Origin of the sequence: Cobetia sp. 5-11-6-3 (assembly GCF_013374055.1) — a bacterium.
GTDB classification, from domain to species: Bacteria; Pseudomonadota; Gammaproteobacteria; order Pseudomonadales; family Halomonadaceae; genus Cobetia; species Cobetia marina.
Map to the genome: position 1 here is coordinate 33,879 of NZ_BLWJ01000008.1, position 21,201 is coordinate 55,079.

General features: G+C 62.0%; 17 protein-coding genes. 7 read left to right on the plus strand and 10 right to left on the minus strand.

The window, feature by feature from the left end; all coding sequences use genetic code 11:
- The first annotated feature begins 501 nt into the window (after window positions 1-501).
- From HXS66_RS13335 to HXS66_RS13350, 4 genes are all read left to right on the plus strand, one after another.
- Window positions 502-2,109 carry a BCCT family transporter gene (locus HXS66_RS13335; protein WP_084208362.1) on the plus strand — a complete coding sequence of 536 codons (1,608 nt, stop codon included), beginning with the start codon at window positions 502-504 and terminating at the stop codon, window positions 2,107-2,109.
- A gap of 576 nt (window positions 2,110-2,685) precedes the next feature.
- Window positions 2,686-4,233, plus strand: a complete 1,548-nt coding sequence (locus HXS66_RS13340; RefSeq protein WP_279854845.1) for a catalase — start codon at window positions 2,686-2,688, stop codon at window positions 4,231-4,233.
- Between the two features lie 89 nt (window positions 4,234-4,322).
- The gene (locus HXS66_RS13345; protein WP_176503791.1) at window positions 4,323-4,910 is read left to right on the plus strand and encodes an ankyrin repeat domain-containing protein; all 588 of its coding nucleotides are present in this window, start codon (window positions 4,323-4,325) and stop codon (window positions 4,908-4,910) included.
- A 116-nt stretch (window positions 4,911-5,026) separates the two neighbouring features.
- On the plus strand, window positions 5,027-5,362 hold the full coding sequence (locus tag HXS66_RS13350) for a hypothetical protein (protein WP_176503792.1): 336 nt from the start codon (window positions 5,027-5,029) through the stop codon (window positions 5,360-5,362).
- A gap of 615 nt (window positions 5,363-5,977) precedes the next feature.
- Here HXS66_RS13350 and HXS66_RS13355 read toward each other — a convergent pair.
- The gene (locus HXS66_RS13355; protein ID WP_084208365.1) at window positions 5,978-6,655 is read right to left on the minus strand and encodes an HAD family phosphatase; all 678 of its coding nucleotides are present in this window, start codon (window positions 6,653-6,655) and stop codon (window positions 5,978-5,980) included.
- Between the two features lie 295 nt (window positions 6,656-6,950).
- Between HXS66_RS13355 and HXS66_RS13360 the strand changes: the two genes are divergently transcribed.
- Window positions 6,951-7,427 (plus strand): MarR family winged helix-turn-helix transcriptional regulator, encoded by a 477-nt coding sequence (locus HXS66_RS13360; protein WP_084208366.1) that lies wholly within the window; start codon window positions 6,951-6,953, stop codon window positions 7,425-7,427.
- Window position 7,428: 1 nt separating this feature from the next.
- Window positions 7,429-8,178, plus strand: coding sequence for a siderophore-interacting protein (locus tag HXS66_RS13365; RefSeq protein WP_077377619.1), 750 nt, complete (start codon window positions 7,429-7,431; stop codon window positions 8,176-8,178).
- 127 nt (window positions 8,179-8,305) lie between these two features.
- On the opposite strand, the gene HXS66_RS13370 is transcribed toward HXS66_RS13365, so the two are convergent.
- The 5 genes from HXS66_RS13370 to HXS66_RS13390 form a co-directional block, all read right to left on the minus strand.
- A complete protein-coding gene (locus HXS66_RS13370; protein WP_176503793.1) occupies window positions 8,306-10,261 on the minus strand; it encodes a TonB-dependent receptor domain-containing protein in 1,956 nt (651 codons plus the stop codon).
- A 355-nt stretch (window positions 10,262-10,616) separates the two neighbouring features.
- Window positions 10,617-12,161, minus strand: a complete 1,545-nt coding sequence (locus HXS66_RS13375) for a tripartite tricarboxylate transporter permease (RefSeq protein ID WP_176503794.1) — start codon at window positions 12,159-12,161, stop codon at window positions 10,617-10,619.
- A gap of 3 nt (window positions 12,162-12,164) precedes the next feature.
- Complete coding sequence (locus HXS66_RS13380) at window positions 12,165-12,710, minus strand: tripartite tricarboxylate transporter TctB family protein (RefSeq protein WP_077377607.1); 546 nt, start codon at window positions 12,708-12,710, stop codon at window positions 12,165-12,167.
- Window positions 12,711-12,823: 113 nt separating this feature from the next.
- Window positions 12,824-13,879, minus strand: a complete 1,056-nt coding sequence (locus HXS66_RS13385; RefSeq protein ID WP_255303259.1) for a tripartite tricarboxylate transporter substrate binding protein — start codon at window positions 13,877-13,879, stop codon at window positions 12,824-12,826.
- A 131-nt stretch (window positions 13,880-14,010) separates the two neighbouring features.
- A complete protein-coding gene (locus tag HXS66_RS13390) occupies window positions 14,011-14,757 on the minus strand; it encodes a ribonuclease activity regulator RraA (protein WP_077377604.1) in 747 nt (248 codons plus the stop codon).
- A gap of 505 nt (window positions 14,758-15,262) precedes the next feature.
- Here HXS66_RS13390 and uxuA point away from each other — a divergent pair.
- Entirely contained in the window at window positions 15,263-16,468 is a 1,206-nt protein-coding gene (uxuA, locus tag HXS66_RS13395) for a mannonate dehydratase (protein ID WP_176503795.1), read from the plus strand.
- Window positions 16,469-16,574: 106 nt separating this feature from the next.
- Here uxuA and HXS66_RS13400 read toward each other — a convergent pair whose 3' ends face one another.
- From HXS66_RS13400 to HXS66_RS13415, 4 genes are all read right to left on the minus strand, one after another.
- Window positions 16,575-17,882 carry a TRAP transporter large permease gene (locus tag HXS66_RS13400; protein ID WP_084208372.1) on the minus strand — a complete coding sequence of 436 codons (1,308 nt, stop codon included), beginning with the start codon at window positions 17,880-17,882 and terminating at the stop codon, window positions 16,575-16,577.
- The gene (locus tag HXS66_RS13405) at window positions 17,879-18,496 is read right to left on the minus strand and encodes a TRAP transporter small permease (RefSeq protein WP_176503796.1); all 618 of its coding nucleotides are present in this window, start codon (window positions 18,494-18,496) and stop codon (window positions 17,879-17,881) included. Before HXS66_RS13405 ends, HXS66_RS13400 begins: the two co-directional genes overlap by 4 nt.
- A 155-nt stretch (window positions 18,497-18,651) precedes the next feature.
- Entirely contained in the window at window positions 18,652-19,716 is a 1,065-nt protein-coding gene (locus tag HXS66_RS13410) for a TRAP transporter substrate-binding protein (protein WP_176503797.1), read from the minus strand.
- A 176-nt stretch (window positions 19,717-19,892) separates the two neighbouring features.
- Entirely contained in the window at window positions 19,893-21,020 is a 1,128-nt protein-coding gene (locus tag HXS66_RS13415) for a LacI family DNA-binding transcriptional regulator (protein ID WP_176503798.1), read from the minus strand.
- Between the last annotated feature and the right edge of the window lie 181 nt (window positions 21,021-21,201).

Sequence of the window (21,201 nt, forward strand, 5' to 3'; positions counted from 1 at the left end):
GGTGCATGAGAAGTGCTCAAGCGCGGGTCGTCTTGTGACACGAGGTGAACGTCGAAGTTCCGCTCATGAGAGTGGCGCATCGGCTGGCGTGATCCTCGCGATGCAAGGGCGGAAAGACTGCCGCGTCAGGTGCTGGATTATGCGTGACATTCGCCGCTCATGAGCGTTTGAGACCCACAGGCCGCCGACATTGACGTGTCGGCGGCCTGTTCGCGTCTGGCGGAAATATTGTCGAGAAGGGTGCCAGGAAGGCGCAAGGAGAGGGCAGGAGGGGGAGTGTGCAGCACAAGTTTGATGAATGAAATTCATGTATGCATGAGAAAATACCGTGTCGCGATTCGTGCTCCCCGCGGTTGCCGGGAAAGTATAATGCGCGTGGAATAAAAAAATGTATAATACCGCGCTCTTTTCATTACGAAAAATTATTGAACACAGCGAACTGCCCGAGCAAGAGCGACGTCTCGCCCCTCTTGCTCGGGCTTTCTCACTAAGGTGGTAGTCGTGCAAGAAGCCGTTCCCCCCGCCAGTGATGGCGATCATCTGGACCCCCGTGTCTTCATTCCCGCCGTGTTGGTCATCCTGGCCTTCATCGGCCCGGTCATCCTGTTCCCGGAGGCCAGCACCGCGCTGATCAATGCCGCCTTCGCCTTCGCGACCGGCAAGTTCGGCTGGCTGTATCTGGTGGCCGGTCTGAGCGTCGTCGGATTTCTCATCTGGCTGGCATTCAGCCGCTACGGCAACGTCCGTCTGGGTGGGGCAGAAGACACGCCCGATTTCTCCTACTTCAGCTGGGTGGCGATGATCTTCACCTGCGGGATGGGCATCGCGATCGTCAACTGGGCGTGGGTCGAGCCGATCTACTATTACACCTCGCCGGCCTATCACGTGGCGGCCAAGAGTCGTGAGGCCGCGGAGTGGGCGCTGGCCTTCGGTCAGTTCCACTGGGGGCTGACGCCGTGGGCCTTCTATTGCCTGCCGGGCCTGCCGATCGCCTACTCCATGTACGTCAAGAAGCGTGATGGCGTGCGTCTGTCCGTCGCCTCGCGCGGCGTGCTGGGCCGCCATGCGGATGGCGCCTGGGGCGTGCTGCTGGATTCCATCGTCGTGTTCGGGATCGTCGGCGGCGTCGGCACCTCGCTGGGGCTCGCGGTCCCGCTGGTGTCACAGCTGGTCAGCGGCATCCTGGGCGTTGAGGCCAACTTCGGATTGGAAGTCGCGGTACTGTGCATCTGGACGGCGATGTTCTCGGCCAGTGTCTGGTTCGGCTTGGCCAAGGGCATCAAGATTCTGTCGGACATCAACGTGATTCTGGCGATCTTCCTGCTGGCCTTCACCTTCATCGTCGGTGACTCGCAGTTCATGGTCGAAGGCTTCGTCAACAGCCTCGGCAAGACCCTGGGCAACTTCATCCCGATGAGCCTGTGGACCGACCCGGCGGGTGACTCCACCTTTTGGAAGGACTGGACCGTCTTCTATTGGGCCTGGTGGATCGCCTACGCGCCGATGGTGGGGCTGTTCGTGGCGCGTATCTCGCGCGGCCGTACCATCCGTGAACTGATCATCGCCGAGCTGGTGTTCGGCTCGCTGGGCACCTGGGTGTTCTTCGCGGTGTGGGGCGGTTACGCGCTGGACCTGCAGATCAGTGGTGCGCTGGACATCAAGGCGCTGCTGGATAGCGGCGGTATCCCGCTGGCGGTGGAAGGCATCCTGCAGACCCTGCCGTATGCCAAGCTGGTCACGGTGGCCTTCATCCTGCTGTGCTTCATCTTCCTGGCGACCACGCTGGACAGCTCGGCCTACGTGCTGGCCTCGGTGACCTCACGCAAGCTTTCCGGGTATCAGGAGCCCAAGCGCTCGTTCCGCTTGATCTGGGCCTTCCTGATCGCGGCCGTCGGCGTTGCGCTGATCCAGTTGGGTGGCCTGCAGACCGTGCAGACCTCGACCATCGTGGTGGCGCTGCCGATGATTCCGGTGATGCTGATTCTGGCACTCTCCATGCTGCGCTGGCTCAAGAATGACTTCCCCAAGGAAGAGCTGAATCCGGTGCTGGTCATCGATGACATGCCGGCGTTTCAGCGCAAGTCGAAGAAGGCGAAGCGCCAGGCGTAGTGGCTGGATGCGCTGAAAGATCTGTCGCAAGACTTGATGACAACGGCTCCTCACTTACGGCTCCTCAACATGAGGGGCCGTTGTCGTTTCTGGCAGTGGAGCGAATCAGGGTGCCTCCGGGGTGTCGATGGGCCATGACCTGAGACTTCGCGATGCCTGGATTGCATGACGGGTTTGTATGACAGGAATGTATGCCTGGATTGTATGACTGGATTGTATGACTGGATTGTATGACTGGATTGTATGACTGGATTGTATGACTGGGTGCAACAATCGTGGCCTGCTCTGCTGGCGTTCAGGCCATGGGAAAGCTCTCGCTCAAGGCAGGCGATTCTTACCTCTGGCGTGAAAGCCTCGTCATCGGGGCATCTGGCTCAAGGCACACGCGGCAAGCTTGGCCCGCGAACAGGAAACCACGCCACAGTCCTTGCTTGAGAGTGGAAGTAATTGGTGCTGATTCTGCATCATGTTAGTTTTTCGCTATTTCAGGGTTAGCTATTATTTATTTTTGCTATGGGAACTTCTCGCGAATACTCCTCGCCTCGTTACTCCCTGATTTGACGAGGAATTTCCGAGATGCTGAGCGTACGTTTTCCCATGAAGACCCTGACAGCCGTGATGGCGCTGGGGCTTTCTGCAAGCAGTCTGGCGCAGCAGGAAGTGATGACACGTTCCAATGGTGCGCCGATCGGCAACAACCAGGACTCCCTGACCGCTGGTCCGAATGGCCCGACATTGCTGCAGGATCACCACCTGCTGGAAAAGCTGGGGCACTTCGAGCGTGAGCGCATTCCGGAGCGCGTGGTTCACGCGCGCGGTATCGGGGCCTACGGTGAGTTCCGTGCCACCGCGGATCTGACCGACCTGACCGTCGCGGCACCTTTCCAGGACAAGGGCCAGGTGACGCCGGTCTTCGTGCGTTTCTCCAGCGTGATCAACAGCAAGGGCTCGCCCGAGACTCTGCGCGACCCGCGTGGCTTCGCCGTCAAGTTCTATACCGACCAGGGCAACTGGGACATGGTCGGCATCAACTTCCCGGTGTTCTTCATCCGCGATGCGATGAAGTTCCCGGACATGATCCATGCCCTGAAACCGGACCCGCGCACCAACCTGCAGGACCCGAATCGCTACTTCGATTTCTTCAGCCATATCCCGGAAAGCACCAACATGCTGACCTATCTGTACTCACCGCTGGGCGTGCCTGCCAGCCTGCGTGAGATGGATGGCTCCGGGGTCCACGCCTTCAAGTTCGTCAATGGCGAAGGTGACTGGAAATACGTGAAGTTCACCTGGAAGTCGCGTCAGGGCAACCATGGCATGTCGCCGGAAGAGATCGCCAAGGTGCAGTCCACCGACTTCAATCACCTGACGGATGATCTCTACACCCATCTCGACGAAGGCGATGACCCGGTCTGGGATTTGTATATCCAGACGCTGGACCCCAGCCAGCTGAACAGCTTCGACTTCAACCCGCTGGATACTACCAAGCTGTGGCCGCAAGACCTGATCCCGGCACGCAAGGTCGGTGAGCTGACGCTGAATCGCGTCCCGGACAACTTCTTCCAGGAAACCGAGCAGGCGGCCATGTCGCCGGCCAACCTGGTACCGGGCATCGAGCCGTCGGAAGACCGCATGCTGCAGGGGCGTCTGTTCGCCTACGCCGATGCCCAGCGTTATCGCCTGGGGGCCAACTACTCTCAGCTGCCGGTCAACGCCCCCAAGGTGGCGGTCCACAACAACCATCAGGATGGCGCGGGCTACTCCGCTCCGCGTTCCGGCTCCATCAACTACCAGCCGAGCCGCAACGCCGACTCGCTGGTGGACGACAGCCAGTACGAATACAAGCGTTACACCCTCAATGGCACTACTCAGCAGCAGCCCATCGGCAAGGAGCAGAATTTCGCTCAGGCCGGGGAGCTGTATCGCTCCTTCTCCGAGGAAGATCAGGATGACCTGATCGAGGTGCTGGGTGGGGATCTGGGCAAGGTCAAGAACGACGAGATCCGCAATATCATGGTCAGCTACTTCTATCAGGCCGACCACGAATACGGCGAGCGTCTGGCCAAGGTCGCTCACGTGGACATGGACGATGTCGAGGAGCTGATCGACGCGCAGCAGAAGTGATCTGACGCGTCGCGTGACAGGGCAGGGGGGCAATGCCTCCCTGCCATCTTCCCGACCGATTTCTGGACCAACCTCGAGGAGAGAGTCCCATGACCTTGACCGTGAAAGCCCCCATCAGGCAATCCATCACGAACCTTGTCACCTTGATGCTCGCGCTCAGCGTCGCTGTCATGAGTCTGCTCGCCCTCCCGGCGCAGGCGGATGAGGGCATGGACATCATGGATGCCGCGCGTGAGGGCGACAACGCCGCCATCGAACGCTACCACGACCAGGGCGGAGACCTGTCGATCACGGAAACCCACGGCTATACGCCGTTCATCATGGCTGCCTACTACGGGCATACCAGCACTCTGGCCCTGCTCAAGGGGTATGGGGTGGACGCCTGTGCCGTGGATGAAAGAGGCAGCAATGCCTTCATGGGCGTGGCCTTCCGTGGGCATGTCGAGACGGCAGACTGGCTGTTGGCCAATACCGACTGTGATGTGAATCATCGCAATGCCAGTGGCCAGACGGCGCTGATGATGGCCTCGCTGTTCGGGCGGGAAACCATCATCAGGCATCTGCTCGATGCCGGGGCCGACCCCGGAATTGCGGATCAGCAAGGCAATACCGCCGAGTCTCTGGCCGCCGCTCAGGGCCTGTCACGCATCGTCACCCTGGTGAAGTTCAACCTGTAAGGCGTGCAGAGGTTGCCTCTGCCATGCCCGAAGCACCATTGGACGGCTCGGCCGTCCTCTACCCGAGTGCCGCTCCCGCTGGGGCGCTCACTCGACACCACTTGGAGTCTCTCTGAATGAAACGTCTGGTTCCCCTTGTCTGCCTGTCCATGCTCACTGCGGTCAGCACTCTCAGTCACGCAGAAGATAGCGTCTCCGATGCCCGGGTACGTGCTGCCTTGAGCGAGCCTCTGATCGCGGATCACGCCCACGCGGCGTCCACGCGGCAGGCCGTCTTTGCCGCTACCGGCATGAGCACCTCGGCAGGGCGTGTGCAGCAGGCGCTGGAGCAGCCGCTGCAAGGCGTGCGCGGTGCCGCCGGTGGGATGATGAAAGCCCGCTATCAGGCCAATGATGCTGGCAAGAGTGTTTCTGCAACTCGAGTGGAGCACGCGCTCAACGACAGCGTGTAAAGCCCCGCATTTCGAGTGATTGAGCGTCTGGCGACCAGCAACAACACCATCAATGGCTGACTCAAGACGAAGCCCGTCCTTGCCTTGCGCTCGATGACTCGAAAGATCTCTGGAAAGCCCTGAAGAAAGCTCTGAAGAAAGCTCTGAAGAAAGCTCTGAAGAAAGCTCTGAAGAAAGCTCTGAAGAAAGCCCTGAAGAAAGCCCTGAAGAAAGCCCTGAAGAAAGCCCTGTAGAGAGACTCGCAGCAAGTCTCAGGAAAGCCCCCAGGACGACACGCGGAACTCTGCCTCCGCGCTCAGCTCGGGCCGAAAGGCCGCGTCCTCAGAAGCGTGCGAGCATTGCCCGCCGCGATGGCATCCTTGCGCAAATGCATGTGACTGACTCGGGCCATCGCCCCTGATGCAGCAGCATGCAGGACGTGTCTTTGCCCAAAGGTGACCTTGTCTGAAGCTGACCTTGTCGAAAGATGACCCTGCCCTGAATGTCCTGTCCCGACATTCCTTGCCCGCCTCCGTGCGGGCTTTCTTGCATTCCTTGCCTGCCTTCGTGCGGGCTTTCTTGTCTTGCGCGCCGGTTCGCGGTGCATCAGCTCTTCAGGAATCCGGCCCTGGCCGATCAGGGGTCGAGGCGTGCCACGCGCTGCGAGATCTCTCTGATCAGCGCCGGAAGCTCGCGTGCACTGCGCATCTTCAGTGCCCCGGAGGGCGTGCCGAGGCCGTCCTCATGGTGGGCGAAGTGGATGACATGCATCCCGGCATCCAGCCCGGCTTTCACGCCGACGGCGGCATCATCGATCACCACGCAGCGCTGCGGCGCGAACCCCATCTGCTCGGCGGCGAGGCGATAGAGGCGTGGGTCCGGTTTCCAGACGCCCAGGGTGTAGGCACTGAAGATGTGGCCGTCAAAGAAGCGCGCCAGCCCGGTGGTATCCAGTGCCAGGCGTACCTTGCGTTCCGGCCCGTTGGTGACCACGCCGCAGGGGTAGCCGGAGAGCTCCGCCAGTGCCTGAGGCATGCCGGGCATGGCCGTGAGGCGAGCCGTCATCAGGTCCTCGAGGGTGGCACGCATGTGGGCCTCCATCTCATCCAGCCGCTCGGGGGCCAGCGCGCCATGATGTGCCTCGAGTTCCGCGACGATGCTGCGAAAACGTACGCCCCGGAAATGATCCAGATACCGGGCGGCCGTGAAGGGCAGGCCGTAGCCGGGTAACGTGCTGGCAAGCGCTTCTGCCAGCAGGACTTCGCTGTCTACCAGAGTCCCGTCGGAGTCAAACAGCAGGCAGAGTTCGGCCATTGATGCCTCGTGGAGTGTCGGAAGTGATAGTCACGACATTAGCAGTTTCCTGAGGGTGGCGGCCATGGGACAAGTCGTTGAATTCACGCCTCTCATGGCGCATGAAATGCGTCCGGGTGGCGGAGTTGCCAGGCGGGACTGAGTTGGGCGACTGAGTTGGGCGACTGAGTTGGGCGACTGAGTTGGGCGACTGAGTTGGGCGAGCCAATGAGAATACGTCTTCTTTGGATATTTGTTGACAGTGTCAACCAACCGCCCATATAGTTGCCCTTTAGCAACCAACTGATGGAAGACCATGGCAACGACCGCTTTGCATGAAGTGCTGCATCGTCTGATGCACGTCTATCGCAAGCAGCTGCGCGATGGCATCCAGCAGCACGGCATCGACTTGCCTGTCCTGCACATCCGGATGTTGAAGAGCATCGTCCGGGTTCCCGAATGCACCGCCCACAAGGTCGGGCAGCTGCTCGGGCAGGACAAGGGGCGTGTCACTCGCGTCCTGAACGAGCTGGAGGCCCGCGGGCTGGTGTCACGACACCAGAACCCGCAGGACCGGCGCAGTCAGCTGCTGCAGGTATCCGCAGCGGGGAGTGACATGCTGGAGCGAGTCAAGGTGCTGGAACAGGAGACGGCCCAGCGCATGGCCGGTGATCTCGGTGATGAGGAGATCGCGGCCTTTCTGAACACGGCGACTCGCATGATGGACAACGTCTCCGCATGCGGGGATTTCAGTGCTGATGTGCCCAATGGCAACGACGACAGGAGTGCGTGAGATGGCCAAGCCCGCGATGCGAGACCTCGAGGTGATTCGTACCCAGCGTGTCACCGAACACATGTTGCGCGTGACGCTGGGGGGCGAGAATATCGGCTCCCTTCCCGAAGACCAGGAGAGTGCCTACATCAAGCTGGTCTTCGCGCGTGGAGAAGGTGAGCGACCGATGATGCGCACCTATACCATTCGTCATCAGCGCGCGACCGAGATCGATGTCGATTTCGTGCTGCATGAAGAGGCAGGCCCGGCGTCTGTCTGGGCGGCCAGTGCCAGGCCGGGTGACAGCATCACCATCGGCGGCCCGGGGCCCAGGAAGTTGATCAACATGGCGGCCGACAGCTTCTTGCTGGCGGGTGACATGACGGCGTTGCCGGCGATCAGCGTCAATCTGGCCGAACTGCCGGCGGATGCCCGAGGGCACGCCATCATTGAAGTGCCGGATGCGGCTGACATCCAGACGCTTGAGCACCCGCCGGGAATCGAGCTGCACTGGCTGATCAACCCGCAGCCAGACCCGGAAGGCCAGCCGCTGCTGGAGAAGGTTGCCTCGTTGCCGAGACTGGAAGGTCAGATCTCTGTCTGGGCGGCCTGTGAATTCGGCAGCATGCGTGCGCTACGTGCTCACCTCAAGCAGGCCTACGAGATTCCCAAGTCCCACTTCTATGTCTCGAGCTACTGGAAGATCGGTCAGTCAGAAGATGGTCACAAGCTGGCCAAGCAACAGGACGCCGAGACCGAGCAGGCCGACTGACACCGGCGCGTCAGGTGCAAGGCGGGTGGTTCGGACACGAAAAAGCCCCACAGGCAGGCCTGTGGGGCAATCTGACAGTCAACGCATCGCGAGCACCGGCTGACTGACCCGCAAACAGCGGACGGACTCAGAAGCGGTAGCTGGCACCCAGTCGGATGTCACGACCTGACTCCAGCATGCTGTCGCCACTGCTGAGCAGGTAGCTGCTGTGATCGCTGTAGCGCTTGTCGAACAGATTGTTGACCGCCAACGTCAGAGTCAGATCCTGCCAGGCGGCCGGTGTCCACTGGGCGCGGATGTCGTGCGTCACGTAGCCCGGCTTTTCCTCATCGCCTTGCGTCACGCGCTCCAGGCGCTCCACCGCATTGAGGGTGTAGCCCAGCGTGATGTCGTGGTGCGCAAGACGGTACTGGTGATCCCAGGTCCACTTGTCGCCGGTGGAGGCACCGATGTTCATCTCGTCACCCAGCGGGTCGCCGTCGTTGTTCTTCATGACGACCTTGGCGTAGCCCAGGCGGGTGTCATAGCCACCGACTCCCCAGTTCACGCTGGCTTCATAGCCACGACTCTCGACGTCGCCATCCAGGTTGTAGAGCACCGCCGGATCACTGCCGCGATCATAGGCCTGGTAGTTCTCGATATCGGTATGGAAGCCGGTCAGCGCGAAGCCGAGGCGATCGCCCTGGGTCAACGCATCCTGCTGATGCCAATCCAGACCGATTTCACGTTGACGCGCCTTCTCCGGCTCAAGCCCCTGTGCGATGGTGACATCATCCCCGATCAGGATCACTTCCCGCGCCTTGGCACCCCGGATGGCCTCGCCGTAACCGGCATGCAGGGTCAGGTTGTCAGTGGCATCGACACTCAGAATCGCGTTGGGGGAGACCTCGCTGCCACTGACGCTACCCGCCTCGCCGTAATCGCTGTCGTAATCATCCAGGCGCGCGCCAACGGACAGAGCCCACGGGCCCAGTGTCATGCGGTTCTGGGCGTAGACTCCCAGGTTGCGTGAGGTGTCTTCGTTGTTGGGGCCAGAGCTGCCTGCGTCATCGGAGCGACGGGTGTCCTGATCATAGAAGTCCACGCCAGTCGTAAGGGCATGCGCCACATCACCCGTCTTCAGACGGAAGGTGTTGCGAACATCCGCGCCGAATTCGCGGGAGCGGCTGGTGCTGCCACTTTCGACACGATCCAGTTCCTGGGTGGTGTGATAGAGGGTGGTCTTCGTATCGATCAGGTCATTGCCCGGGTGCCAGGCGTGATTGACGGTAAAGGTCTCACGCTCCATTTCCTGATAGGTCGGCTGCTGGCTGCTGAAGCTCGGCATGTGAGGGCGTGTGAAGTAGGTGCCGTGATCGGTCGTGCGCTCGGCACTGATGCGCAGGTCCTGATCATTGACGTCCAGCAGAGACATCTTGAGCAGGTAGCCGCGCTGCTGGCCTGCGGTCTGCTCCTGCTCACCGCCACCGCCGACCTCATAATCATCGCTGTTGCGACCACTGACATATCCCATCAGACCGAGATTTTCTCCCAGACGACCATAGAACGCCGTGGTGCCGGAGGTGGCGTCCGCCGCGCTCTCGGTACCGACGGAGACGCGTGCCCCCAGATCCTGACCGGGCTTGAGCAGATCCTGCGCATCCTTGGTCTCGAAGCGGAGGCTGCCGCCAAGCGCCCCCGGGCCATCATCCGCCGTCGCAGGGCCGGTATCGACTTCCGCCTGCTTGAGCAGGGCAGGGTCAATGGTCAGTCGGCCGGTATGGTGGAAGAGATAGCCACCCTGACGCGCGCCATCGATGGTGACGTTCAGGTTGGTGTCTTCCAGTCCACGAACATAGACCTTCTGGCCGATGGCGATGCCGCCACCGACACTGACCCCCGGTTCGGCACGGAAGAGGTCTTCCAGGTCACGAGCCTGGCGTTCTTCGATCTCTTCGGCGCTGATCACGACATTCTGTTCAAGACGGTCTTCGCTGACGACAAGCGTGGACATGTCGTCGGCGAGCGCATGGCTCGTGGCGCCGAGAGTCAGTGCGCTGGCGGAAAGGACGGCGGCGGTAAGCGGATGGAGACGGAGATGCACGTGGATTCCCTTGCTTGAATAGTTATATCTAACGGTTGGCAATGCTAATCGTTCTCACTAACTGTTTGCAAGATCCTTGCACAATTTATTGTCAGACGCCTCTCCTGAGTCGTCACGAGCCTGTCAGGCGCGAGCGGATTGCGCTGTGGTAGGTGAGCGGCAGAAAGTCAATGAAGACAGCTCTCGAAACTGAGCTTGGCTTTCTGCGGTTCTCGACAATCACATGACGGATAACGCATAAAAAGCCCGCCATCATGGATGGCGGGCTGTCTTGTCTTTCACCGACGTCTAGCGTTTCAGGCGACTCTTGCCTGGATCACTCAGCGCCTCGCAGGTGCGAGGCGCGAAGGAGCGTTCAGCCCGTCGAGCCTGCCTTCTCGGGGGGCGTCTGCTTGAGCTGCACCGGCTTGCGGATACCGAGGAAGTAGACGAAGACCACTGTCAGCACGACGAAGAATAGGCTGTCCGGCGTGGTGAGGAAGGTCATCGGGTTGCCGTTGGAGAGCGTCAGCGCGCGGCGCAGGAACTCTTCCAGGTTCGGGCCGAGAATGAAGCCGAGCAGCAGCGTGATCACCGGATAATCATGCTTGCGCATCAGGTAGGCGACGATGCCCAGCACCAGCGTCATCATCATCTGGAACACGGAGTAGGTGGCCACGAAGCTGCCGACGACGGCCAGCAATGCGATGGCACCGTAGAGCACGTCCTTGCGGATGGTGACGATGCGCAGGAAGTAGGGACCCATCAGATAGAGCGTCAGGGGAATCAGGATCAGGGCGCTGAACAGCAGCGAGGCCAGCATCGGCGCGATCAGTCCGGATTGTGACGCCATCAGTTGCGGCCCCGGCTGGATGCCGTTGATCACCAGTACGCCCAGCACGATGGCTGTGACCGGATCGCCCGGAATCCCGAAGGTCAGCATCGGCACCAGAGCGCCACCACAGACGGCATTGTTGGCACTTTCGGCGGCGGCGATGCCCTGGGGATTGCCCTTGCCGAAGCTCTCGGGCTTCTTCGAGGTGCGCACGGTTTCCACGTAGGCGAGGAAGCCGCCCATCGAACCGCCTGCGCCGGGCAGGGTGCCGACCATGTAGCCGATCAGCGTCGACTTCAGATAGCAGCCGATGCCGATCTCGCGAATGGCGCTCAGCGGCGGAATGAAATCACGACGCTTGAGCTGTTGGCTGGCCTTGAGCTGCTGGCGGATGGCGGCGTCCTTCTTGCGATTGCCGACCTGGATCAGCAGCTCGCTGATGGCGAAGGTGCCGATGATGACCGGCATCAGGTCGATCCCGGCAGTCAGCTCACTGATGCCGAAGGTGAAGCGCGCCAGTGGCTGCATGGCGTCCAGCCCGATCGTCGCCAGCATCAGACCCAGGCAGGCGGTGATGCCGGCTTTGCGGATGTTGCCGCGCTGGGCGACCACGATCACGATCAGCGCGAAGGCGATCAGTGCGCACTTGCCGGTGGTCTTGACCAGCAGTGAGGCCTCGGCGATGAACGGTGCCAGCACGATCAACAGCAATGCGCCGAGGCTACCGCCGACCATCGAACCGAAGGAGGCATGACCCAGTGCCAGGGCACCTTCGCCACGCTGTTGCATGGGATAGCCTTCCAGTGCCGTCATCATCGAGGAGGGCGCACCGGGGATGTTGATGGTGGTGGCGGTGATGCTGCCGCCACACATGCCGGCCATGTAGATGCTGGCACACGCCATCAGGGCGGTAGTCACGTCCAGGCTATAGGTCAGCGGCAATAGCAGGGCGAGCGCCAGGGTGGCGGTCAGGCCCGGGATGGCCGAGAAGATGGTGCCGATCACGAAGCCGGCGACCACGTAGAACAGGATGACCGGGTCCAGCAGCAGGGCGAAGCTTGAAAATACCTGAGCGATGAATTCCATGCGTCATCCTCCACTCGTGGCGACGAGAGCGGACAGCTCGAAGGTCGGCAGGTGGACATTGAAGAGTTGTTCGAAGAGCAGATAGCCCAGTGCGGAGATGGCGCAGGCGATCAATGCCTTGCTGATCCATTTCTCACGCCCCGAGAACAGCAGCATCACGCTGAAGACATAGAGTGCGGACGCTAGCAGGTACCCCAGGTGCGAAAACGCCAGGATATAGAGGGCGGTCACCAGCATCAGGCGCAGCGCCGGTGAGAACAGCGGTGCGCTGGCGTCGCCGTCGGTCGTGGAAGACTCCTTGCCGTCATCCGCTGCAGCGCCGCGGCTGGCGCGGTGCTGGCTGACCAGCTGGGCCACGCAGAGCACGAGCGCGATGCACCCGATGAGGGCAGGGAAGAACGAGGCCGTCAGGCGGCCATTGTCCAATGGCGGCGCCATCTGGAAGGCGCTGATCAGATAGAGCGCACTGACGGCCGTCATGACCAGCGTCAGCGGTGTCGCCCCGCTGATCAACCAGTGGCGTCGGGGAGGGGAAGCGGATGAGGACATGACAGAATTCCTTGACGGCGCCCGTTGCCGGACGCCGCTTGACGATGGAAGTGAAGGAGGACGGGTAGACGTCGAGTGGCATCGACACTCAGCGGTGCCGCTTGCCGGCGCGTCTACAGGCCGAGTTCATCCATGGCGGTGAAGGTCTTCTGTTGGTAATCCTCGATCCAGGCATTGACCTCATCGCCGCCCAGCCAGCTGGGCGTGACGCCGACGCCCGTGATCCACTTCTGGAATTCCGGTGTCTCGTAGGCCGTGTGGTAGGCATTTTCCAGCGTGCTGACTACCTCATCCGGCGTGCCCTTGGGCACGGCCAGCACGATGAAGCTGCCGGTCTCGAGATTGCCACCCAGTTCACTCATCGGCGGCACTTCCGGGTAGGCGGGGTTCTGCTCTGACGAGAATTCGACGATGCCCTGGGCATCCCCGGATTCCAGAATGCCGGAGAAGTCACCCAGGCTCGAGATGGCACCGTCGATCTCGCCGGACAGCAGTGCCTCGGCTTCGGCGGTGGAAGAGCCCGGATAGGTGATGACATTGAATTCGACACCGGCTGCGGCTTCCAGGCGGCGAACTGCCAGGTAGGGGCCGGAACCTCGCGGGGCGACACCGATACGCACGGTACCGGGGTTGGCGCGTGCCGCCTCGATCAGCTGCTCATAATTCTCGTAACCGGATTGCTTGGACACCACGATGGCGTCCGCTTCCTTGGTGATGCGAGCGAAGGGAATCATGCGGTCCAGCGAGTAGCCGGGCACCAGGTTGCCGCGAGGCAGGGTGATGATGCTGTCATAGGTCATCACGCCGACGGTATGGCCATCCGGACGGGCCTTGCTGAGTTGCATCAGGCCGGTGGCGGTGATGGCACCCCCGATGTTCTCGACGTAGATCGATTTCGGCAGGTCCTGCTCGGCGAGATTGCTGATCTTGCGGCTGATGGCATCGGCGCCGCCGCCGGCGGGCCACGGCACGATCAGTCGGATGTCACGCACCGGATAGTCGGCCTGGGCCCCGGTGCTGACGAAGGGCGAGGCCGCGACCATGCCGGACAGGGCAATCGGGGCGAGCAACGCCAGCAGTGAACGGGAGCGGGTCCTTGAGCGAGCGCTCGGCGTGAGACGACGTGAGTTGGCTTGACGGGTGTCTTGGCGATCGTCTTGACAGAGCATGGCACGACTCCAGTGTTGTTATGGTTGTGGTCACTCGATACGCATTGATGCAGGAGGGGCGGTGGACGACAGGCCGGCGTGACCTGTCGTCCGGGGTTACCGTGGACAAGACGGTATGGGCGACATGCAGATTACTGCTTGGCTGCCATGTAGCGTTCGAATTCTGCGCGTGCTTCGTCGGTCGGCGGATACAGGCCGATCACGGGCGTGCCGTTACGGACTTTCTCCAGCACGTAATCCTCGAAATCTTCCATCTGACTGGCTTCCTCGGCGATCTCGTCGGCCAGCTCAAGCGGGATGACCATCACGCCATCGGCGTCGCCCACCAGTACGTCGCCCGGGAAGACCGGCACGCCGCCGCAACCGATCGGCACCTGCAACTCTACTGCATGGTGCTTGGTCAGGTTGGTCGGGGCGCTGGGCTTGGCGCAGAAGATCGGCAGGTTCATCTCGGCAGCGGCGCCGGAATCCCGGATACCGGCATCGGAGACGAAACCGGCGCACTGACGATACTCCAGGCGGGTCAGCAGGATGCTGCCAGCACTGGCGGCCGAGGCATCCTGACGGCAGTCAGACACCATGACATGCCCGGACGGGACGGTTTCCACCGCCAGGCGCTGCGGGTGCTTGGGGTCGCGGAAGGCGGCGACGGTGTCGATGTCTTCGCGTGCCGGGATATACCGCAGTGTGAAGGCCTGGCCCACCATGTGGGTCGTCTTGCGGTTCATCTGCACCACGTTCTGGATGAAGGTGTTTCGCAGGCCACGCTTGAAGAGCAGGGTGTGCAGAGAGGCGGTGGAAGCGCGCATCAAACGCTCGCGGGTCACGGAGGAGAGCTCGGCGTAGCTGGCGTGCTCGGTAGAAGTAATGGCAGTCATATGGCGTCCGTCGTCAGTCTATGGGTAAGGAGGCTCGGCTCTCGGCAACGTGCCTGGCCAGAGTGATCAGTCGACACGTGCGTCTGATGGGGTTTCCGAGATCACTATAGGGGGCTTGAGATGACTGATCAAACAAATATTGACAACTTTGGATGATCAATAAGTCTAGTGTCGGAAGCGAAAATGGCACTCATCACCATGGCTGACCGGCATGGCACGCGAAGGACGTCGTGGGGCACGCGAGCGTCACGTTCCGCTCTCGTTACTCGTCATTTCGCTCAATATATTGATATTAGTGGATTTATTTTGTGGGTGTCAGTGCGAGAGGTGGTCTCGCCCAGTCCCACGATACGGCTTTCCGGTGAGGAAGCATGTCGGTGTCAGGGAGCGACATGAGTCGGCTCGTCATCGCCAGCGACATAGGTCGCATGGCAGCACCTGATACAAGTTGTCATATTTTGTCGGTGGGTGTTGTCCGCCCTTTTTTGACCGTCAAGGAGATGACATGGAAGCGACATGGCGCTGGTTCGGTCCCGAGGATCCCATCACGCTCGAGGAAGTTCGTCAGACTGGCGCGACAGGTATCGTCACGGCGCTGCATGAGATACCCAATGGCGAGGTATGGCCGTTGGCCGCCATTCGCGAGCGCAAGGCGCAGATCGAGGCGGCCGGTCTCAGGTGGTCGGTGGTCGAGAGCATTCCCGTCCATGAGAGCATCAAGCAGGCAGCGCCCGGCAGTGATCGCCATATCGCCAATTACCAGCAGTCGTTGCGCCATCTGGCGGAGTGTGGCATCACCACGGTGTGCTACAACTTCATGCCGGTACTGGACTGGACGCGCACCGATCTCGCCTGGCAGCTGCCGGAAGGTGGCACGGCCCTGCGCTTTGATCAGGATGCCTTCGCGGCCTTTGATCTCTATCTGCTGGAGCGCCCCGGCGCCGAGCGCGAATACACCAGCGAGGAGCAGCAGGCCGCGCGGCAGCATCTCGAGACGCTGGATGATGCCAGTCGCGAGAGGCTGATCCGCACTATCATTGCAGGACTGCCCGGTGCAGAAGAGGGCTACAGCCTGGCGGAATTCCGCGCCGCGCTGGCGGCCTATGACGGAATTGACGCCGCGCGCCTGCGCCAGCATCTGGCCACCTTCCTCAAGGCCATCGTGCCGGTGGCGGAAGAGGTCGGCATTCGACTGGCCATTCACCCCGATGATCCGCCGCGGCCGATGTTCGGCTTGCCGCGCGTGGTCTCGAGCATGGTCGATGCTGATTGGCTGCTGGGTGTCGTACCCAGTCCGGCCAATGGTTTGACGTTCTGTACCGGCTCCTACGGTGCCAATCCGGATATCGATCTCAGCATCATGGCGCGCCGCTTTGCCTCTCACATCCACTTCGCTCATCTCAGAGCCACCGGGCGTGACAGCGAGGACAAGCGCTCCTTCCATGAAGCACAGCATCTCGAGGGGGATCTGGACATGGTGGAGATCATCCGTGTGCTGGTGGCAGAAGAGCGCCGCCGCCTGGCGTCTGGTGGAGCCCCCCTGCCGATGCGCCCGGACCATGGCCACCACATCCTGGACGATGCACGCCGCGAGACCCGCCCGGGGTACCCGCTGTATGGGCGCATGAAAGGGCTGGCGGAAATCCGTGGCCTCGAGATGGCGATCCAGCGGCTGGCGATCCAGCGGCTGGCGCCCCAAAGACTGGCCTGACGGCGGGTACGCCACTCAAACAAGAACGGCCACCCCGGTGTCTAGACCGGGGTGGCCGTTCTTGTTCATGAGGCCAGACAGACAGGTCTGTCTGGCCAGGGGGCTGCTAGACGAAATCGGGAGCGATCAGGCGCGGGATCGCCAGCACGAATTCCGGGAACAGGATCATCAGCACGATCACGGCCAGCATCACGCCCAGGTACAGCATGGTGGTCGCCATGGCCTTGAGCAGGGGGATGCCGCCGATCTTGGCGGAAATCATCAGACATAGGCCGTAGGGCGGCGTGATCAGCCCCAGGCCCAGCGCCATGACGCCGATGACACCGAACTGCACGGGGTGCACGCCTGCCGCCATCGCCAGCGGATAGAAGATGGGGGCCATGATCGCCATGGCGGGCAGGGCATCCATGAAGGTGCCGATCACCAGCAGCACGATGGTCATCACGATGAGCAGCACGGTCGGGTCCGTGATGCTGACGCCCGCCATCAGCTTCGGCGGAATCTGATAGAAGCTGATCAGATACCCGAAGATGGCCGCGCCCACCAGACTGAACAGCGACAGCGAGCACAGCCTGACGGTGTCGGTGGAGGCATTGAGCAGCTTGGTGAGATCCAGCTCGCGATAGATCACGAAGCCCAGCACCAGTGCGTAGACCACCGCGATCACCGCGGCCTCGGTCGGCGTCACGATGCCCAGAGTAATGCCGCCGATGATCACGATCGGAATCCCCGAGGCCAGCAGACCATCCTTGCCGGAGCTTGCCAGCTCCTTGAGGGTGGCACGCTTGCGTACCGGCACGTTGTAGCGGCGCACGTAGCGGGTATTGAGCAGCAGCTGAGCCACGCCGATCATCACGCCGGGCAGAATGCCGCCGAGAAACAGGCCGGCGATCGACGTGTTGGTCAGTGCACCCCAGACGATCATGTTGATCGACGGCGGGATGATGGTGCCCATCACGGAGGAGGCTGCGGTGACCGCGACGGCGAAGCTGACCGGATAGCCTTCGCGCTTCATGGCCGGAATCAGTACCGTGCCCACGCCGGCACTGTCAGCGGTGGAGGAGCCGGAGACCCCGGCGAACAGCATGCTGACCAGCACATTGACGTGGGCCAGCGCACCACGGAAGTGGCCGACCAGTCGCATGCACAGCGTGATCAGGCGGTCGGTGATCCTCGCGGCATTCATCAGGTTGCCGGCGAGCAGGAACAGCGGCACGGCCAGCAGCACGAAGGAATCCATGCCGTTGTACATGCGCTGGAACATGATCCAGTAGGTCAGGCGCGGGTCCAGCAGGATCAGCGTGGTCGCCGTCAGCACCAGTGCCATGGCGATGGGAATGCCGATCACGATCAGGATGCCCAGCACGCCGAACAGCAGCCAGGGCATCAGGTAGAGCCAGTCCATTGGCATCATGGCAGTGTTCTCCGATCAGTGGCGTCATGCGCATGGCCGGCGATGACGGGGGACAGGACGGCCTGCGTCTCCTCCGGCGTCGCCAGTTCTTCCGCCTCGCTGGGCGTATTGAGTGCCGCTTCCATGGCGGTCATGCCGTACAGCCAGGCATGCAAGAGTCGCTGCAGACTGAACAGCACGATGAAGACGCCACTGACGGTGAACACCGAATAGACGTAGATCATCGACAGCCCCGAGGCCATGGCACTGCGGCGCAGGCCCGACAGCGCGAAGTCCTTGCCGTGGACGATGAACAGTACCCCCAGCAGCAGGCAGGCGAGATCACGGATCCAGCGCGTGACGAGGTCGGCGCGACTGCCGCGAGGGAAGGCTTCGAGCACGAAGTGATCGGCATGCAGCACCCCGACGGCGGTGCCCAGCATCACCATCCACTGGAAGGCGAAGCGGCTGAATTCCTCGGTCCAGAACAGGCGAGGCAGGAAGGCCAGGTTGCGACTGGCGATCTGATAGATGATGAAGACGATGAAGCTTGCCAGCAGCACCAGCAAGACGAGATAGAGCAGACGTTCGAGCGTCCGGTTCAGGCGTGAGAGCCCTGCGAGCACAGAAGGCATGGCACTGTCCTCTCAAGAAGAGTGCGAGGGAAGGAGAGCGACGACACGAGAGTGATGACACGCGAGGTGACGTGCGCCAGGGGCAGAGGAAGGTGGCGGGGCGCCTGTCCTGAGGCCAGAGTTGGCTGCAGGTGAGGCGCCCCGCCTGACATGCCTTATCTGACGGCGCGTACCTTGTCGTAGATGTCCTGCAGACCCATCTCGGCGATCACTTCCTTGAGCGGCTCGGCGACGATCTCCTGCATGCGCTCACGGTCGATCTCATGCAGCTTGGCACCCTGCTTCTCCAGCTCCGCGAGGGCTGCCGCGTCCTGCTCCAGCTGCACCTTGCGGGCGTAGGCCGCCGCTTCGTGCGCAGATTCCATCAATGTCTGCTGTTGCTGCTCATCCAGGTTGTCCCAGGACATCTTGGACATGGTCAGCAGGCGCACGGTGATGTCGTGCTCGGACAGCGCGATGTTGGGGGCGACTTCGTGGAAGCGCATGCGCAGTGTCCATTCCGGCTCATTGAGCAGGCCGTGGATCGCGCCCAGCTGGATGGCGGTGTAGATCTCCTTCCAGGCCACCACGCTCGGTTCGACCCCGAGTGCCTGCCAGGCGACGATCAACGGCTTGGTCGGATTGGTGCGCAGCTTGAGACCCTGCAGGTCATCGAGTGAGGTGACTTCGCGCGAGCTGACGATGTGACGCTTGCCGCCACCGAAATAGGCCAGCACCTTCACATCGGTCTCGTCACTGATCTTCTGGGCGATTTCTTCCCCGACCTCGCCATCCAGCACCTTCTGCCAGTGGTCGACATCGCGATACAGGAAGGGGATCGTGAACACGTTGGCGGTGGGCGAGAAGTCGGTGATCAGCCCGGGGCTGACGATGGACATGTCCAGCGCGCCGGCCATCTGCTGCTCGAACATCTCGGTTTCATGGCCCAGTACCGAGTTGCCCATGATGGTCATGGTGATGTCGCCATCGGTCTTCTCGGCGAGCAGGTCTCGCAGGCGCTCGGCGCCGAGCTGATAGGCGGTATCTTCGGTGCCGGCGTGGCCGAAGCGCAGCTCCATTGCCTGGGCGCTGGCCGAGAAGCCGAGCGTGGCGCCCAGCAGGGTGCCGGTGGTGGCCGCGACGGCCAGCCCCTTGCTCAGCCCTCTGGACAGTCGGGCGCCCACAGGTGAGCGCTGGGAAATGGCAGGGGTGGACGTAGTTGGATTGATCCAATTCAGCATGATGGCGTTTTCCTTGGCGTTGTTTGTTGTTGTGCCTTGCGTCTTTCTGTCTTTCCGTCTTGCAGTCTTGCGGCTTGCCAGACCGGCAGTCTCCAGACGGCCGGTCCATGCTCGGGGGTTGCGCGGCCAGCCGATGCTCTCCAGGCATGACCCGCCGTTCAGAGAAAGCGTTGGCGTCAGTCCGGGCGAGGCGTCTCGACGATGGCGTCGTCAGGACTCCCGCAGGAGCGGCGTATCTTGAGTTCCGGCGGCATGATGACGCTTTCTCGCTCGCCGCCGGGATTGGCGATCCGTCGCAATGCCAGTCGCGCCGCCTGCTCCCCGATGGCGTAGGGGTGCGTGGCGATACTGGTCAGGGGCGGGTCGCCCAGTTCGGCTTCCTCGACATCATCGGTGCCGATCACGGCACAGTCGCGACCGGGTTCCAGCCCCATCTGGCGCAGTCCCAGCATGGCACCGAAGGCCACGAGGTCGTTGTGGCAGACCACGGCCGTCGGGCGAGGGCTTTCCTGCATCAGGGTCTTGATCAGCTCATGGCCGACGCGCCGCGTCACGCCATTGCCGCGCACCAGGCGGCGATAGCTCAGGCCGTGATGATCCAGCGCGGCCTGATAACCTAGCCAGCGGTCATGACTGACCGAGTGGTCCGCGCCGCCGATGAAGGCGATGCGCTGATGGCCCAGGCTGACGAGGTGATTGACGGCCATCTCGGCCACGCGCCGGAAATCGGTGCCGGCGTAATCGAAGGGCGGGGCGTCCAGATAGCGCATCACCTGGATGCAGGGCATGCCCCAGTCGGCCAGTTGATGGATCAGGTTCGGGTCTGAGTGTTCGGCGGGGCACAGCAACAGGCCATCGACACGATGTTCACGCATGCGCTCGATGAAGCGCTGCTGACGCTCAGGGGAATCCTCGCTGTTGGCGAGAAATGACACATAGCCTTCCTGATGCAGGGCGGCATCGATCCCCGCGACCATGGAGCCGAAGAAGGGGTTGGCGATGTCATAGACCACCACGCCCAGGGTCGCGGTGCGGCTGCCGCGCATGGCGGCGGCGCCACGGTTGTAGACGTAGCCCAGTGTCTTGATGGAGTCCTGGACCTTCTCGCGGGTGCGTTTCGCCACCAGCGGGCTTTCGCGCAGCACCAGCGAGACCGTGCTGCGCGAGACCTTGGCATGTGCCGCGATATCCTGAAGCGTGATGCTGCTCGAGGCGCTCTGTGATGGCGGGGCCTGTGATGACGGGGCCTGCGATGACACCGTGGCATCTGCCTTGGCCGGCGGTGTCGTGATGGGATCTTTCATGGCGTCTTCCCTGGGCGTTTTCTTGTTGTCATCCCGAACTCATGGCCGGGGTGGAGACGTTTTTGGATGGTTCCAAATCCATGTCCAGAGCATAGAGCAATTCGCCCGCGCTCCCCTCAGCACTTTGGTCTGGCAGCCAAGTGTCGAAGGGGCGGCGTCACCGGCATGCCGGCCACCGGTC

Excerpts from the sequence above, each read along its gene's own strand:
- HXS66_RS13340 (WP_279854845.1), top strand. The coding sequence starts at position 2,686 with ATGCTGAGCGTACGTTTTCCCATGAAGACCCTGACAGCCGTGATGGCG.
- HXS66_RS13345 (WP_176503791.1), top strand. The coding sequence starts at position 4,323 with ATGACCTTGACCGTGAAAGCCCCCATCAGGCAATCCATCACGAACCTT.
- HXS66_RS13350 (WP_176503792.1), top strand. The coding sequence starts at position 5,027 with ATGAAACGTCTGGTTCCCCTTGTCTGCCTGTCCATGCTCACTGCGGTC.
- HXS66_RS13355 (WP_084208365.1), bottom strand. The coding sequence starts at position 6,655 with ATGGCCGAACTCTGCCTGCTGTTTGACTCCGACGGGACTCTGGTAGAC.
- HXS66_RS13360 (WP_084208366.1), top strand. The coding sequence starts at position 6,951 with ATGGCAACGACCGCTTTGCATGAAGTGCTGCATCGTCTGATGCACGTC.
- HXS66_RS13365 (WP_077377619.1), top strand. The coding sequence starts at position 7,429 with ATGGCCAAGCCCGCGATGCGAGACCTCGAGGTGATTCGTACCCAGCGT.
- HXS66_RS13375 (WP_176503794.1), bottom strand. The coding sequence starts at position 12,161 with ATGGAATTCATCGCTCAGGTATTTTCAAGCTTCGCCCTGCTGCTGGAC.
- HXS66_RS13380 (WP_077377607.1), bottom strand. The coding sequence starts at position 12,710 with ATGTCCTCATCCGCTTCCCCTCCCCGACGCCACTGGTTGATCAGCGGG.
- HXS66_RS13385 (WP_255303259.1), bottom strand. The coding sequence starts at position 13,879 with ATGCTCTGTCAAGACGATCGCCAAGACACCCGTCAAGCCAACTCACGT.
- HXS66_RS13390 (WP_077377604.1), bottom strand. The coding sequence starts at position 14,757 with ATGACTGCCATTACTTCTACCGAGCACGCCAGCTACGCCGAGCTCTCC.
- uxuA (WP_176503795.1), top strand. The coding sequence starts at position 15,263 with ATGGAAGCGACATGGCGCTGGTTCGGTCCCGAGGATCCCATCACGCTC.
- HXS66_RS13400 (WP_084208372.1), bottom strand. The coding sequence starts at position 17,882 with ATGATGCCAATGGACTGGCTCTACCTGATGCCCTGGCTGCTGTTCGGC.
- HXS66_RS13405 (WP_176503796.1), bottom strand. The coding sequence starts at position 18,496 with ATGCCTTCTGTGCTCGCAGGGCTCTCACGCCTGAACCGGACGCTCGAA.
- HXS66_RS13410 (WP_176503797.1), bottom strand. The coding sequence starts at position 19,716 with ATGCTGAATTGGATCAATCCAACTACGTCCACCCCTGCCATTTCCCAG.
- HXS66_RS13415 (WP_176503798.1), bottom strand. The coding sequence starts at position 21,020 with ATGAAAGATCCCATCACGACACCGCCGGCCAAGGCAGATGCCACGGTG.